The sequence below is a fragment of the Mesorhizobium sp. M3A.F.Ca.ET.080.04.2.1 genome (assembly GCF_003952525.1).
Taxonomy (GTDB): Bacteria; Pseudomonadota; Alphaproteobacteria; order Rhizobiales; family Rhizobiaceae; genus Mesorhizobium.
The window spans coordinates 4349432-4364654 of sequence record NZ_CP034451.1 but is presented as its reverse complement, the minus strand read 5'-3'; the positions used below and the strand labels follow the sequence as shown (position 1 = coordinate 4364654).

General features: G+C 64.8%; 14 protein-coding genes. 6 read left to right on the top strand and 8 right to left on the bottom strand.

Going from position 1 to position 15223, the window contains the following annotated elements; all coding sequences use genetic code 11:
• Positions 1-92: 92 nt before the first annotated feature.
• Together EJ074_RS20840 and EJ074_RS20835 are read left to right on the top strand one after the other, a co-directional pair.
• A complete protein-coding gene (locus EJ074_RS20840; RefSeq protein ID WP_095804561.1) occupies positions 93-1406 on the top strand; it encodes an efflux RND transporter periplasmic adaptor subunit in 1314 nt (437 codons plus the stop codon).
• The gene (locus EJ074_RS20835; protein ID WP_095804562.1) at positions 1403-4486 is read left to right on the top strand and encodes an efflux RND transporter permease subunit; all 3084 of its coding nucleotides are present in this window, start codon (positions 1403-1405) and stop codon (positions 4484-4486) included. The genes EJ074_RS20840 and EJ074_RS20835 overlap by 4 nt, the downstream gene beginning before the upstream one ends.
• A 212-nt stretch (positions 4487-4698) precedes the next feature.
• On the opposite strand, the gene EJ074_RS20830 is transcribed toward EJ074_RS20835, so the two are convergent.
• The gene (locus EJ074_RS20830) at positions 4699-5154 is read right to left on the bottom strand and encodes a L,D-transpeptidase (RefSeq protein ID WP_095804563.1); all 456 of its coding nucleotides are present in this window, start codon (positions 5152-5154) and stop codon (positions 4699-4701) included.
• Between the two features lie 344 nt (positions 5155-5498).
• Here EJ074_RS20830 and EJ074_RS20825 point away from each other — a divergent pair, with 344 nt between their 5' ends.
• Positions 5499-5831, top strand: a complete 333-nt coding sequence (locus tag EJ074_RS20825) for a hypothetical protein (RefSeq protein WP_095804564.1) — start codon at positions 5499-5501, stop codon at positions 5829-5831.
• Positions 5832-5865: 34 nt separating this feature from the next.
• On the top strand, positions 5866-6030 hold the full coding sequence (locus EJ074_RS20820; RefSeq protein WP_095804565.1) for a hypothetical protein: 165 nt from the start codon (positions 5866-5868) through the stop codon (positions 6028-6030).
• Between the two features lie 142 nt (positions 6031-6172).
• On the opposite strand, the gene EJ074_RS20815 is transcribed toward EJ074_RS20820, so the two are convergent.
• Complete coding sequence (locus EJ074_RS20815) at positions 6173-6859, bottom strand: response regulator transcription factor (protein WP_095804566.1); 687 nt, start codon at positions 6857-6859, stop codon at positions 6173-6175.
• A gap of 93 nt (positions 6860-6952) precedes the next feature.
• Here EJ074_RS20815 and EJ074_RS20810 point away from each other — a divergent pair, with 93 nt between their 5' ends.
• Both EJ074_RS20810 and EJ074_RS20805 read left to right on the top strand, forming a co-directional pair.
• Entirely contained in the window at positions 6953-7684 is a 732-nt protein-coding gene (locus EJ074_RS20810; protein WP_165349987.1) for a response regulator transcription factor, read from the top strand.
• 37 nt (positions 7685-7721) lie between these two features.
• On the top strand, positions 7722-9821 hold the full coding sequence (locus tag EJ074_RS20805; protein WP_165349986.1) for a sensor histidine kinase: 2100 nt from the start codon (positions 7722-7724) through the stop codon (positions 9819-9821).
• Between the two features lie 181 nt (positions 9822-10002).
• Here EJ074_RS20805 and EJ074_RS20800 read toward each other — a convergent pair whose 3' ends face one another.
• The 6 genes from EJ074_RS20800 to EJ074_RS20775 all read right to left on the bottom strand — a co-directional run bounded on the left by EJ074_RS20800 (position 10003) and on the right by EJ074_RS20775 (position 15200).
• The gene (locus tag EJ074_RS20800) at positions 10003-10413 is read right to left on the bottom strand and encodes a hypothetical protein (RefSeq protein ID WP_095804568.1); all 411 of its coding nucleotides are present in this window, start codon (positions 10411-10413) and stop codon (positions 10003-10005) included.
• Between the two features lie 340 nt (positions 10414-10753).
• Complete coding sequence (locus EJ074_RS20795) at positions 10754-12058, bottom strand: flavin monoamine oxidase family protein (protein WP_095804569.1); 1305 nt, start codon at positions 12056-12058, stop codon at positions 10754-10756.
• A gap of 53 nt (positions 12059-12111) precedes the next feature.
• Positions 12112-13170 (bottom strand): dipeptidase, encoded by a 1059-nt coding sequence (locus EJ074_RS20790; RefSeq protein ID WP_095804570.1) that lies wholly within the window; start codon positions 13168-13170, stop codon positions 12112-12114.
• 165 nt (positions 13171-13335) lie between these two features.
• Complete coding sequence (locus tag EJ074_RS20785) at positions 13336-13635, bottom strand: GNAT family N-acetyltransferase (RefSeq protein WP_095804571.1); 300 nt, start codon at positions 13633-13635, stop codon at positions 13336-13338.
• The gene (locus EJ074_RS20780) at positions 13628-14263 is read right to left on the bottom strand and encodes an alpha/beta hydrolase (protein WP_095804572.1); all 636 of its coding nucleotides are present in this window, start codon (positions 14261-14263) and stop codon (positions 13628-13630) included. Before EJ074_RS20780 ends, EJ074_RS20785 begins: the two co-directional genes overlap by 8 nt.
• 4 nt (positions 14264-14267) lie before the next feature.
• Positions 14268-15200, bottom strand: coding sequence for a VOC family protein (locus tag EJ074_RS20775; protein ID WP_095804573.1), 933 nt, complete (start codon positions 15198-15200; stop codon positions 14268-14270).
• Positions 15201-15223: the final 23 nt, after the last annotated feature.

Genomic DNA, 15223 nt, shown 5'->3' with positions numbered 1-15223 from the left:
AAAGCGCCAATTATTTGAGATGGGGACCTGTCGTCGACAAGTGTCCCGCTGCCGACTGTCATGCCGGGGTTCCGGCTCGAGGGGACTTACCCGTGAAGCGCTTCACCATCATCACCGCAATACTGCTGCTGCTCGTTTTGGTGTGTGGCGGCATCGTTGGCTTCAACATCATGCGCGACAAGGGCATCAAGCAGTTCTTCGCCGCCATGAAGCCGCCGGCCGCGACTGTCTCGACCGTTGTCGTGAAGCCTTCCGACTGGACGCCGGGCGTCGAGGCGATCGGCACCGTGAGTGCCGTGCGCGGCGTCGATCTCACGGTCGAAACCAGCGGCATCGTCAAGGAGATCCGCTTTCATGCCAACCAGAAGGTCGCCGCCGACGCTGTGCTGTTGCAGCTCGACGACGCCGTCGAGCGCGCCGACCTGGTTGCGCAAAAGGCCCAGGCCGCCTCCGACCAGGCGGCCTTGACCCGCGCGCTCGAATTGCAGCGACGCGGCGTCGGCACCGATGCAACCCTCGACGCTGCGCGCGCGGCGGCGACCGCCTCCGCGGCGCAGGTCAACAAGCTGCAGGCGGTGCTCGACCAGAAGCAACTGGCCGCGCCCTTCACCGGCACCGTGGGCATCCCGAAAATCGATATCGGCCAGTATCTGGCGCCCGGTAATTCGGTGGTGACGCTGCAGGACCTGGATACGATGCGCGTCGACTTCTCGGTTCCCGAACAGCAGCTGCCGCTGCTGAAGATCGGGCAGACCGTCCGCTTGGGCACCGGTGGTGGCGAAATGCCGTTCGCCGGCGCCATCCGCGGCATCAATCCCAAGATCGATCCGACCAGCCGGCTCGTGGCGATCCGGGCCGAAGTCGCCAATCCGGAGGGCAAGCTGACGCCCGGTCAGTTCGTTCAGGTTCGCGTCGAATTGCCGGAGGAGAACAATGTCCTGTCGCTGCCGCAGACGGCTCTGACGTCCAGCCTTTATGGTGACTATGTCTTCGTGGTCGTACCTGCCAAGCCCGCGGACGCAGGCGCCGCCCCGGCAGCGAAGCCCGACGAGCGGAAGGCAGCCGCCGACAAGCCGGCGGCGAGCGCCGACAAGGCGCAGTCCGATGCCGCGAAGCCTGCAGCCGGGGCGACCACCCCCCCTGCCGACCCGGCAAAGTCCGCTGCCAAGCCGGCCGTCGATGCGAGCAAGCCGGCGGCCGACGCACAGAAGCCCGCGCTCGTCCTGTCGCAGGTGTTCGTAAAGCCCGGCCGCCGCAACGAAGGCATGGTCGAGATCGTCGATGGCCTGAAGGCCGGAGACGAAGTGGTGACCGCCGGCCAGAACCGCCTGTTCAACGGCATGCCGGTCGCCGTCGACAACACCATCGATCCGAGCAAATCGGCAAACAAGCAGGCGCAGCAATGAGCTTCTCCGACATCTTCATTCGCCGGCCCGTCCTCTCGACGGTGCTCGCCTGCATGATCCTGCTCCTGGGCTTCCAGGGCATCTTCAACCTGTCGATCCGGCAGTATCCCAAGGTCGACGAGACGGCGATCACCATCACCACGGCCTATCCCGGCGCCAGTGCCGACCTCATCCAGGGTTTCATCTCGGCCCCGATCGCGCGCGCCGTCGCCTCGACCGAGAACATCGACTACGTCACCTCCTCCAGCCGTCCGTCCGCGAGCACCGTGACTGTGCAGATGAAGCTCGGCTCCAACCCGGACGTTGCGCTGACCGAGGTTCTGTCCAAGGTCCAGGGCGTGCGCGGCACCTTGCCGGACGCCGCCAAGGATCCGGTCATCGTCAAGGGTACCGGTCAGCAGTTCGCGATGATGTACATCTCGATGCAGAATCCGAACATGACCAAGGAGCAGCTCACCGAATATATCGAGCGCGTCGTGCGGCCGCGCATCTCGACGGTCGAAGGTGTGGCCGACGTCCAGATCTTCGGCGCCGAAGAATATTCGATGCGTGTCTGGGTCGACCCGGTCAAGCTCGCCGCCCGCGGAGTCACCGCGGCCGAGGTGCTGGCCGCGATCAACAATTCCAACTTCCTTTCGGCGCCCGGCAATACGCAGAACGAGTATGTCGTTTCCTCGATCACCGTCCACTCGACGCTGCAGACGCCGGAAGCCTTCGCCGCGCTTCCGCTGCGTTCGACGGATGGCCAGGTGGTGCGGCTGCGCGACGTCGCCCGTGTCGAGCTCGGCGCGGCCAGCACCGACACCAGGGTGAGCTTCAACGGCAAGCCTGGTACCTTCCTTGCCATCTTCCCGACGCCGGCGGCCAACCCGCTGACGACCGCGGCCGCGGTCACCAAGCTCGTGCCGCAGATTCAGGAGACGCTGCCGAAAGGCATGACGATCGAAGTCGTCTACGACGCGACCGGCCAGATCAGCGCCTCGATCGAGGAGGTGTTCAAGACCATCGGCGAGGCGGTCGCCATCGTCGTGGTGGTCATCCTGCTGTTCCTGGGTTCGTTCCGCTCGGTGCTGATGCCGATCGTGACCATCCCGCTGTCGCTGATCGGTGTCTGCTTCATTCTGTTTTCGATCGGCTATTCGATCAACCTGTTGTCGCTGCTTGCCATGGTGCTGGCGATCGGCCTCGTCGTCGACGATGCCATCGTGGTGGTGGAGAACATCCATCGTCACATGGAAGAAGACCACATGTCGCCGATGCAGGCGGCCTTCAACGGCATGCGCGAGATCTTCTCCGCCATCGTCGCCATGACGATTACGCTTGCCGCCGTGTTCGCGCCGCTGGCCTTCACCGGCGGTCTGACCGGCGCCCTGTTCCGCGAATTCGCCATGACGCTCGCCGGCTCGGTGGTGCTTTCGGGCATCATCGCCGTCACCATCACCCCGATGATGTCGGCGCGCATCCTGAAGGCGGGCTCGCACAGCCGCTTCCAGCGCATCGTCGACGGAACCTTCGGACGCGTCGAACGCGTCTACGAGCGAGCTGTCACTGCCTCGCTCCGCAACCGGCCGGTGACGCTGATCATCGTCGTCGCGCTCGTCGCCCTCACCGGCTTCATGTTCACCAAGACATCCGGCGAGCTGGCGCCGGAAGAGGATCAGGGCTTCCTGCTCTCGATCGTGACTGCCCCGCGCTACGCGACCTCGGATTACACCGAGACCTACGTCAACCAGATGCTCGGCCTCGTGAAGGACATTCCCGAAACCAGGGCGCAGTTCTCGGCCGTCGCCTTCGGCGGCGCGACCAACAGCGCCTTCGTCGGCTTCGCCTTCAAGGACTGGGCCGACCGCAAGCGCAACTCGAAAGAACTCCAGGCCGACATCACCGCGCGCCTTGCCAAGGTGGCAGGTGTCCAGGCCTTCGTCTTCGCGCCGCCGACGCTCCCCGGCTCGGGCGGCGGGCTGCCGATTTCTATGGTGGTGCGCTCGACGGGCGACGCCTCTGAAGTCTACGAGGTGGCCGAGCAGATCAAGAACAAGGCACAGGCATCCGGCCGCTTCATCGTGGTGCAGAACTCGATGTCCTACGACGCGCCGCAGACGACGGTCACCATCGACCGCGACCGCGCCGCGGCTCTGAACCTGCCGATCGCCGAGATCGGCCGCACGTTGACGCTGCTGGTCGGCGGCGCCGAGGTGGCCCAGTTTGATCGCGACTCCAACAGCTACGACATCATCCCGCAGGTACCGCAGGAGTTCCGCGACAATCCTGAGAAGCTCGGCGAATATTTCGTGCGTAGCGTGGACGACCAGATGGTGCCGCTCTCGGCGGTGGTGAAGATCTCCACCAATGCCGCGCCGGCGGCGATCGAGCAGTTCAACCAGCTGAACTCCGCCACCATCTCCGCCTTGCCGCTCCCCGGCGTGACCACCGGCGACGGGCTGAAGGCGCTCGAGGACATTGCCAGGGAGAACCTGCCCGACGGCTTCTTCATCGACTATTCCGGCCAGTCCCGGCAGGAGAAGGAGCAGGGCAACACCATCCTGATCGCGTTCGTTGCGGCCGTGTTCGTCATCTATCTGGTGCTGGCCGCCCAGTTCGAGAGCTTCCGCGATCCGTTGATCATCATGATGGCCGTGCCGCTGTCGATCTTCGGCGCCATCGTGCCGCTCAACATCGGGCTGGGTACGCTCAACATCTATACCCAGGTCGGCCTGATCACGCTGATCGGCCTGATCACCAAGCACGGCATCCTGCTGGTGGAGTTCGCCAACCAGCAGCGCGAGATCCACGGCATGCGCCGGCGCGATGCCATCATCGCCTCGGCCAAGGTGCGCTTGCGGCCAATCCTGATGACCACGGCGGCCATGGCCCTGGGCGTCGTGCCGCTGATCATCTCCAGCGGCGCTGGTGCCGCGGCCCGCTATTCGATGGGCCTCGTCATCTTCACCGGCATCCTGGTCGGCACCATGTTCACGCTCTTCGTCGTGCCCATGTTCTACACATTCATCGCCAGCAAGGATCTGCCGCACCTTGCCGAGAAGCCGGACCCGAAGTTGATGCCGGCGCTGCCGAGCTGATGCGCGTTGCCCAGAAGTGCGTAGCGGTTCTGGGACAACGACATGCATCAAAGCAAAGATCCGAGCGCGTCGCCCGAACGCGCGCTCCAAGAAACGAAAAGAGGCCGGAAAAAAACTCCGGCCTCTTTTTTGGCTGTGCTCGATACCGCAGGATGTTTCCAGCGGGAGTCTTGAACAGGACACGGCGGTTCCGCCGGCCCGTTCACAGCCTGCTACTTGACGATGACGATGCTGGTGTTGGCGGGGCCGAAGGCCTCGACCAGCTGGTAGAAGTCGGCGGCGGCATCCGGATGCAGACGCACGCAGCCATGCGAGGCCGGCCGGCCGAGATGCTTGACGGCATAGGTCGCATGCACTGCGTAGCCGCCGCTGAAGAACACCGAGTGCGGCATCGGTGCGTTGTCGTACTTCTTCGAATACCACATCTCGTGCAGGCGGGTCGGCTTGAACGATCCCGTCGGCGTGACATGCGCCCTGTCGCCCGTCGACACCTTCCAGGTGAAGGTCGGCCGGCCGTCGACCATGACTTGCATGACCTGCTGCGACAGCGAAACCCGCGCAACGATCTGATTGGCGTGGGCGTTGCTGCCGGCGCCGAGGAAAAGGGCCGCACCGGTGAGGGCGGCGGCGGTCACATTGATGAGCTTGGCTGAAATGGCGGTATGCATGACGATCCCTCTCTCTTTTTCTCGCCGGTCCGACCGGCTGTAATTCGATGGATCGCTTTATCGTGGCCGCTTGTTTCAAGCCTATTTCGTTTGATGATCGGTTTTGTTTCGAATCTGTTTCCCATGATTAACAGCGACGAGCTGGCGAGCAGCGGCCGAGAACGCAGCTTGAGTGCTTGAAAACACGGCCAGACGGCCAAACGAAAGCGCGCATGGCGCTGAAATAAAAGCAGTTTCGCCGGCCCCGAAACCAATTTGCAACAAACCGCGGCCCTGGCGGCATGATCCGGATACAGGCCGGCGGGACAGTTTGACGCAACGGGAACAGACGACGGCAAACGAAAATGGGCAGGAAAACGAACCTACGCTCCTGGCTCCTCGGGCTCAGTGTCGCGGCGGTCATTATCGGCGGCGCCGGCTCGGTGGCCGGCAACCCGGTCACGACGCTTGGGGCCATGAATTCTGGCGAGGTTTCGACGCTGCACACCGCTCTGTTCATCGCCACGGTCTGGATTGTTTCCAGCCTGCGCATCCACCGGCTGAAGGCCCTCTGGCGGGTCGGCCTTCGGCTGATGAGGATGCGCGGCCCCTCCGGCTACTTGCTGCCGAGAGGACCGAAGGCCCGCGCCGCAGCGGGGGGCTCCGTCAGCGGCGCGGGCGCTTCGGGAGTTTCCTGAAGCACAACGGAAATCGAAGTCTGGGGATACTGATATGAAGACGAAATTCGCCGCTTCCGTGCTTTCCGCCCTGCTCTACGCCCAGGGGCTGCTTGGTTTTGCCGCGCTCGCCACCGTGCTCCTGAAGGATCGCGCCCATGCCGAGCTTTCCGCCAGCGCGGAGATGCCATCGGGACCCTCGGTGCTCGTGGTGCGTTGAGCCGGGGTATCGGACCCACCATCGAAATTCGGTTTGCAGCATCCGATGACGCGCCAACACCCACATCGGGCCCAAATGTGACAACCGGCTTTTGGGAACTCCGATCTTGAAGCAGACAAACCTGGGAAAAACCGATTGCGTCTCAGTCGGTGCGTTGCGTCGGCGGGTCGAACCGATAGCCGGCACCGCGGATGGTGGTGATGGTGTCGGTGTCGAGCTTGCGGCGCAGCCGCACGATGCGGGAATCGATCGAGCGGTCGAAGGCATCGGCATTCTCGGCGGGCGCCGCGGCGATGATGTCGTCACGCGTCAGCACCTTGCGCGGACTGGCCAGGAAAAGCCGCAGCAGCGCCACCTGCCCCGGCGAGAGCTGATCCTCGGCACCCGAGCGATGCATGACCATGGCCGACCTGAGGTCGACCGTGGCGTTCTCCAGCACGATCAGCTCTCCGGCATTCCTGCCGCGCCGCATCAGCAGGCCGCCGATACGCGCCGCCAGCTCACGCACGTTGAGCGGGCTCTCGACGACGTCGGCGGCACCGAGCTCGAGCGCCAGCACCTTGTCGACCAGGTCGGCTGGCCGGCAGATCAGGATGAAGTCCGGGCCGCCCTCGCCGCCATAACGTTTGAGCAGCTCGCGGCCTTCCGCCTGGGTCACGCTGTCGCCGACCACCGCGACGTCGATACCGCCGGCCGAAAGCAGCGACTCCGCCTCCCAAGGCTGACGCGCCTGGCGCACGTCATGGCCGCGCCGTTCCAGATGGTCGGCGAGATCGCCCGCCACCACATCGGCAACGGACACAAGCGCGACAACGGATCGTGCGGCCATTTTTTCCACCCCGCCACAGACATCTAGAGATGAGTGCTGGACATCATGTTTATACCCAATCTACTTTCCACTGAAAGCGGGAGTGAGATCATAGTGAAGGCACGCATCATCGTCGTCGAGGACGAGCCGGACCTGCGGGAGGCGGTCGCCGAGTATCTTGGCGCCAGCGGCTACGACGTGGCAACCGCCGAGAACGCGGCGGCGGCGCGCGCCCTGCTCGACATGCAATCCTTCCATCTTGCCATTCTCGACATCGCCATGCCCGGCGAGGATGGCCTTTCGCTCGGCCGCTGGCTGCGGTCGAAAACGCAGATCGGCATCATCTACGCCACCGCGGCCGGCACCGCGCTCGACCGCATCGTCGGGCTGGAGCTCGGCGCCGACGACTACATCGTCAAGCCCTATGAGCTGCGCGAGGTGCTGGCACGGGTACGCAGCGTCCTGCGTCGCGTTCCGCAGCTGGCCGAGCCGCAGCCGACGAAGGCCGACAACGGCGCTGCCCGCCGCTTCATGAACTTCGGCAGCTTCCAGGCCGATTTCGATGGCCGCCTCGTCACTGGCGCCAACGGCGCGGTGATCGACATGGCCAAGAGCGAATTCGACGTGCTCGAAGTCTTCCTGACCCGCGCCAACCGCCTGCTGACGCGGGCGGCGATTTCCGAAGCGATCGGCTTTGTCGAGGATCCCGAATCATCCCGCGCGGTCGACATCCGCATCATGCGGCTGAGGAAGAAGATCGAGGCCGACCCGGCCAATCCGAAATTTCTGCGCACGGTTCGCGGCGAAGGCTATATTTTCTCGCTGCCGACAGGCGACAGCAACTGAACGACCAGACATCCGAGCCCCCGAATGACGGCCGAACATGACTGCTGAGGCAGCCCGCACAGACATGCCAGGCTCGCGCCAGGGCGCCGCGATGGCGGCCGTCCACGTCGTTCGCCGGCTGCGCGAGGCCGGCGATTGGCAGCGCGAGATGGACGGCATACTGGAGACGCTGTGCCGCGCCATGGATTGCCAGCGCGGCATTCTGTTTCGCCTGCGCGAACTGCCCGGCCAGGGCTTTGCGCAGTCGGTTTCAGCCTACTGGATCGACCCCGCATTCGGCGGCGAGCTGGCATTGCCGACCGTGATCATGCAGTCGATCATCAATTCCGATCCACTGCTCGAACGGCTGCAGGAGGACGAGCGCCAAGGCAAGGTCTTCGCCGGCCACACCCGCAATCTCGACGGTTTCCTGCGGACCGACTTCGAAAAGCAGAACATCAAGTCGTTCCTGTCCGTGTCGGTCTTCGCGCATGGGCATCTCTGGGGCACGCTGGCCGTCAACGACTGCGTTGCCGAGCGCGAATGGACCGAAGAGGAAGAGGCGACGCTGCACATCATCGCGCTCGCCATCGGCGATGCGATCGAGCACTCGCCATCGGAAGCGCATGCCAGCGAGGTCATTCGCCGCACTATGCTGCAGGCCTCCCTCGACGCCATCATCGTCATCGACGAGGCGGGCTCTATCATCGAGTTCAACCCGGCAGCCGAGAAGATGTTCGGCTTCCCGCGCAGCGATATCCTCGGCAAGGACCTGCTCGACACCATCGTTCCGATATACTACCGCAAAGGCTACGTATCGGGCGCCGAATATATGTCCGGCCGCGGCGCGCCGATGGTCGGCCAGCGCTTGGAGACCGTGACCCAGAACGCCGCCGGCGAGGTCTTTCCGATCGAACTGACGGCGACCGAGATGCGCGTTGCCGACCGCCGGCTGATCTTCGGTTCGATCCGCGACCTGCGCGACAAGCTGAGGGCCGAGGAGGAAATCAACCGCCAGCGCGAAAAGCTGCACCAGAACGAGAAGATGGCGGCCATGGGCTCGCTGCTTGCCGGTGTCTCGCACGAGCTCAACAACCCGCTGGCCGTGGTGGTGGCGCAGTCGACGCTGCTGCACGAATTCGCTGGCGATCCGCAGACCAAGGTGCGTGCCGAGAAGGTGCGTGCCGCGGCCGAGCGCTGCGGCCGCATCGTCAAGAGCTTCCTGTCGATGGTGCGCCTGCATCCGACCGAGCAGACGGAAACGGATCTCAACCAGGTGATGCGCGCCGCGCTCGAAGTCACCGCCTATGGTGCGCGCTCAAGCGGCATCATCATCGATACCGACTTTGCCAGCGGTCCGCTGCTGGCGATGGCCGATGCCGACCACGTGACGCAGGTCGCCGCCAACTTCCTGGTCAACAGCCAGCACGCGCTCGCCGGGGCGGCAGGGGAACGGCATATCAAGGTGCGGACTTTCCGCAGCGACCGCGGCAACCCGGGCTTCTCCGTCGAAGACAACGGGCCGGGCATACCGGAGGCGATTCGCTCGCGCATTTTCGAATCCTACTTCACCACCAAGCCGGTCGGCGTCGGCACCGGCATCGGCCTGTCGATCTCCAAATCGATCGTCGAAAGGCACAAGGGCAACATCTGGTTCGAGGAGGTGGTGCCGCACGGCGCGCGTTTCGTGGTCCAATTGCCGGCGCTGGTCGGCGATGTCGCCAAGGCCGGCGAAGGTCCGGCGCGCTCGAGCGGGTTGCGCCATGCGCTGATCATCGACGACGAGCCCGACGTCGCCGGCTCGCTTTCCGACATACTCGAACTGATGGGCGTCAAGTCGCGGGTCGTGGCGAACTGGAGTTCGGCCGCGCAAGCGCTCGACGGGCACATGCCGCCTGACATCGTCTTTTCCGACCTGCGCATGCCGGGCACCAGCGGAATTTCGATCTATCGCGAACTGCTTGTCGAACGCCCGATGCTGGCGCGGCGGTTCGTGCTGGTCACCGGCGACCTGATCGGCGCCAAGGCAGAGATCGAAGCACTGCCGCCGCAGCAGCGACCTCAGATCCTGGAGAAGCCGTTCTCGACGCTCGACGTACGCGGCGTCCTGTCGATAGTGGCGGAGGACGCGGTGGCCGACGGCGCAGCGCATCTCTGATCCTGCGCCATCGGGATGGCGGCTGTCCCCCGTCGCTGCCGCATCGTTCGCGTTGGCGCCAAAAAAAGAGGCTCCCGACCGACATGCGGTGGGAGCCTGACTGGAGCGCTGGAGGCGCGCTCTGGGGAGGTTGGGCGTGATCCGAAGACGCAAAACCAGTTTCGGATCAGCCCAGCAGAACTCAGAAAATATTCGGCGTATTTGTGAGCGGCGCGGCGTTGGCGATCATGCGCACCGCACGCGCCCGGTGCTGGCCCGACTGTTCGGCGATGGCGCGCAGGCATTCGGCGCTTTCGGCGCCCCAGTTCTGGCCTTTGCACGCAAACTCGATCGCCGGCTGCGGCAGGCGCGCGGTCTTGAGCGTGGTCGAGGCACCCTCGACGACATTGGCCGGCGGATTGATCGAGGCGAAAGCTGGACCGGCGGCCGGCGCGAGCAGCATGCTGCTGAAGGCGGTGGCGCCAAGCAGCATGAACATCGCCATCGGATGGTCGCTGGCGCGCTGGCGCAGGGAAAGCTTCGGCCGGCGGTCATTGAGCTCCGGGCCATGGGCGCGACGCTTCATGTCGGCGGTCTGGACTTTCGCAAACATCGGATGTTCCCTTCGTTATCTTTCTTTTGCTTATGAAACGAATGTAGTCGCGTCAGGTAACGAGCGAATGCTAACTGCAATTGCCTGTGTAACAGGAATGAAACAGCATCTTCGTCGTGACGTCGGATCCCTGATCGGACCGGCCGGCACTCGCCGCTTCCGGTTTGGCGACGCTCATGCACGAGCCTGGCCTCGCGCACTGTAAGCGAACTCACACAGCAGCTTGATTTCGGGCCTGCGACCACGATCCTGGAGATGCCGCGCCGGAAGGCGGTTTCGGTGGTCGCTCCGATAGTTCGGGCGCAGCCGGCATTCGGATCGATTTGTCGATCCGCCTCGGTTACGAGGTTCTCGTCACCCTCGCCGATTGAAGCTCGCCCGCGATCTTCTGGGCGGCGATACGCCCCGCGACAATGGCGCCTTCGACATAGCCCGGATAGGACGGCGATAGTTCCGAAGCGGCGAAATACACTGGCGGTGCGCCGGCGAGCATCGTGCGCTCTGCATCCGTCGCCGTCACGTCGACGATGAGATCGCCGTAGCCGCCGCCGCTCCAGCGGTCACCTGTCCAATCGCGCTGGTTGAAATCGAGCATGTCGGCTGCATCCGGGCCGAGCGCGTCGGTGAGCCTGACCGTCACTTGCGCGCGCAGCGCCGCTTTGCCAAGCGCGCGCCAGCGCAGCGCCAGCGGCCCGCCAACGAAGACGGTGAGCGCGGCGTGCTCGGCATCTCTGCTCGCATCGCAGACAAACAGGCCCGGCAGGTCGCGCCACATCGCCATGCCGCTCAAATGCCGCTCGCGCCAGAACGGCCTGGCATAGCGCACCCGGATCTTGATCACTGCGCCGCTTTCCCACACGCTCAAAGCCGCAGCCAGCTTGGCGGGCAAGGCCGGCGCGAAATCGAGCTTCGCGGCCGTCGCCGGCGGCAGGGCGACAAGGACCTGGCGCGCTTCGAGGACGCCGCTTGTCGTATGAAGGCGGACATTGTCACCGCCATGCTCGACGCGCGTGACTGACCGGTTGAGCCGCAGCCGGTCGGCGAGATCATCTGCCAGATCGTCGGCGAGCGACTGCATGGTTTCTCGCAGGGAATATTGCAGCTCCGGCACATCGTTGGTGATGCGGCGATCATTGTCGATCAGATGCCAGAGCGGCAGCTTGTCGATCGCAAGACACCACAACCCTTCGATCATCGAACGGAAGGCTGATTTGGCATCGGCGGTGCCCTTCTGGCGCTCCAGCCAGCCGGCGACCGTCAGGCCGGCGATCGCCGCGTCGTCCGGCTCGATCCCGTTCATCCGCTCGCGCATCGCCACGGCTTCGCGATAGGTTCGCTCCGCCTGTCGGATCGACATCGACGGATGAGTGACGAAATCGCCTTCGACATAAGTCTCGACGAAGGTCTTGCCGCGCGCTTTCGCCAAAGCCATCAGTTCCGGCATGTCCTGGCAAAGGAACTGACCGCCCGTGTCGATCCGTTCGCCCAGCCCGTCCTGCACGGCTTCCACACGACCGCCGACACGATCGCGGGCTTCCAGGACTATCAAGTCGATGCCGGCGCGCTTGAGTTCCAGCGCGCCGGACAGGCCGGTGAACCCGGCCCCGACGATGGCAACATCGGTTCGTTCGATTTTGCTGCTCACTCGCCCGCCTCGATCTGCCGGCTATTCGATCGCTTCCAAGCGCGCCGATTACCTTAGCCGATCGTTCGCTCGAGCACGCTGAGCCAATTGCGGTAGGCGATCTTTTCGATCAGCGCCCGGCCGAAGCCGCGCCCGGCCAGCGCATCGATGAGCTTCGGCAGGCCGGCGACGTCGCCGATGGCGGCCGGGATCATCGCTCCGTCGAAATCCGAGCCCAAGCCGACACCGTCCTCACCCAGCGCCTGCAGCAGCGATTCGATATGGCGGACCATGATGTCGAGCCCGGTGTCGGCATTCATGCGGCCGTCCTCGCGAAGGAAGCCGGTGGCGAAATTGAGCCCCACCATGCCGCCCGACTCGCGAATGGCGCCGAGCTGCCAGTCGGTCAGGTTGCGCGAATGGCCGCAGATCGCATGCACGTTGGAGTGGGTCGCGACCAGCGGCGCCTCGCTGAGCGCCGCGACATCGCGAAAGCCCTTCTCGTTGAGGTGCGAAAGGTCGATCATGATCCTGAGCTGGTTGCAGGCCTTGACCAGCGCCTTGCCGGCGTCGGTGAGGCCGGGCCCCGTGTCAGGTGAGGACGGGAAGCGGAACGGCACGCCATTGCCGAACGCGTTCGGCCGGCTCCAGACGATGCCCAGCGAGCGCAGGCCCGCGGCATGGAGCACGTCGAGCATGGCAAGCTCGGGATCGATCGCCTCGACGCCTTCGATGTGGAACACCGCTGCGATCGAGTCCCTCGCCATCGCCTCGCGGATATCGTCGGCCTTGCGGCACACGGTCAGGGCTCCCGCGCGCTCGAGGCGGAACAGAATCGAGGCCATGCCGATGGTGGAGGTGACCGCCTCGGCATGCGGCAGTTCCGGCGGCAGCGGCTCGTTGTCGCTTGGCGCCGGCGGCACGGCGCTGCGCTTGGTCTTTTCGATCGGCGGCGGAAAGATCGCGAACATGCCGCCTGCGAAGCCGCCCTTCCTGGCGCGCGGCAGATCGATATGACCGCCCGCCGTGCCGTCGGTGAACAGCTTTTCGACGTCCGTATCCTGCGACTGATACAGCCGGAGCAGCGTGTCGTTGTGCCCGTCGAAAACGGGAATGAGATCGGGTTCAGTCATCAGGCCATTCGCTTTTGAGGTAGCAGGTCGGAGGCGGGAAAGCCGCAGGTGATCTGTCTACTTAGGCAAGATGGCCGGACTGCGCAAATGCCAGAGGCGTGTTCGGAATTGTGGCTGGCTGGCGGTTCCCCTCCTCCCCCTTGTGGGAGAAGGGGAATGCCGCCCCTACTGCTTCAGCACGTCGGCCCATTCCGGATGGCGGCGGAACTGGGCGTTCGCGAAGGGGCAGAGCGGGATGATCTTCTTGCCGGCGGCGCGTGCATCCTCGACGGCGCGGGTGACGAGCCGAAGCCCGGCGCCCTGGCCGCGAAAGACATCAGGCACTTCGGTGTGGTCGATGATGAGCTGATGCTCGCCGATCTTGGTGAAGGTCATCTCGGCCTCCGCCCGGCCCGGCCCGCGCAGCACGTAGCGCCCCTTGGAGCCGCGGTCTTCGAGTTCGATCTCCGGCAGTTGCTCAGCCATTGTCCTTGCCTCCTTCGGCCGGCGCCAGCGCAAACAGCCGCCGTGCCGCCTCGATTTCGTTCGGCCGCACCTCGTGCCCGCCGTCGTGCCACTCAATCGCGACGTCGGCGCCGTCAGCGCGCAAATAGGCTTCCAGCCGCGACGTCAGGTTGGGAGGACAGATCGGATCGCGGCGGCCGGCCGTGATCAGCATGCGGCGCCCGGCGAGGCTGCCTTTCACTTCCGGCTCGAACGGGATCAGCGGGTGCATGAGCGCCGCCGCGTCGAACAGGCCTGGCGCGGCGAACACCACCGATGCCAGGATATTGGCCCCGTTGGAGTAGCCCAGGCCCAACACCGCCGTGGGCTTTGTCGCCTCGACATGCGCGCTGACGAAGCCCCCCATCTTGGCCGTCGCCCTTGCGAGATCGTCCATGTCGTAGACGCCCTCGCCGGTGCGGCGGAAGAAGCGGGCAGCCCCATGCTCCGGCACATCGCCGCGCGGCGAGACAATGGTCGCGGAAGCCAGCAGCTCGCGCCCGAGCGACAGCAGTTGGTTCTCGTCGCCTCCTGTTCCGTGGAAGACGAACAACAGCGGGCCGCCCGGCGACCCGGGCAGCGTTTTGTGGATGTAGGCGTCCTTGCTCATGGCTTCAGTCTTCCAGCTTCTGCAGGTGCTGTTCCAGATAGGACCTGAGATGCTGATGCTGCCGCGGCAGCTTCAGCGCCTCGCCGAGATGGGCGGTATCCTCGTCGCGGTCGAAGCCCGGCTCGTTGGTGGACACCTCGAACAGCACCCCGCCGGGCGTGCGGAAATAGATCGCCCAGAAATAGTCGCGATCGATGACCGGGGTCACGCCATAGCCCGTGTCGATCAGCGCCTTGCGCACCTCGAGCTGCCTGGCGCGATCCTCGACCGCGAACGCGACGTGGTGCACCGAGCCGGCGCCGAGATTGGCAAAACCGGCGCCCGGCAGCGATTCGATGTCGACGACGTCGGCGCCGTTGCCGTTCTGGATCGCAAGCCGCCGGACATTGCCCGACTTGTCGACTTCCTCATAGCCCATGAACTTCAGCAGCTCCTCGGTGGCGCCGCCGTCCTTCAGCCTGAGCGCAACCGAGTGGAAGCCGCGGATCGCTTCGTCGCCGGGAACCCCGCCTTTGACCCAGGGCGCGCGGCTGTCGGCCTTGTCCTCGAGCAACGCAAAACTGTCGCCGTCGGGACCGGTGAAGGTGAGGCGCTGCTCGCCGAAGCTTTCGCCGCGGGAGACACCGCCCACGCCTTCGTCGGCAAAGCGCTTTTCCCAATAGCCGAGCGTGCCTTCCGGCACGGAAAAGACGGTGGTGCCGACCTCGCCGACGCCGTGCCGGCCCTTGCCGATGTCGGGAAACGGGAAATAGGTCATCACCGAGCCAGGCGTGCCGAATTCGTCGGCATAGTAGAGGTGGTAGACATCGGGCGCATCGAAGTTGACGGTCTTCTTCACCCGCCGCAGGCCAAGCTTCCTGGTGAAAAAATCATTGTTGCGGCGCGCGTCGCTCGCCATGGAGGTGACGTGGTGCAGGCCCTTGATCTGATTGAGCATGATCGTGTTCCTTGCCTATCCTT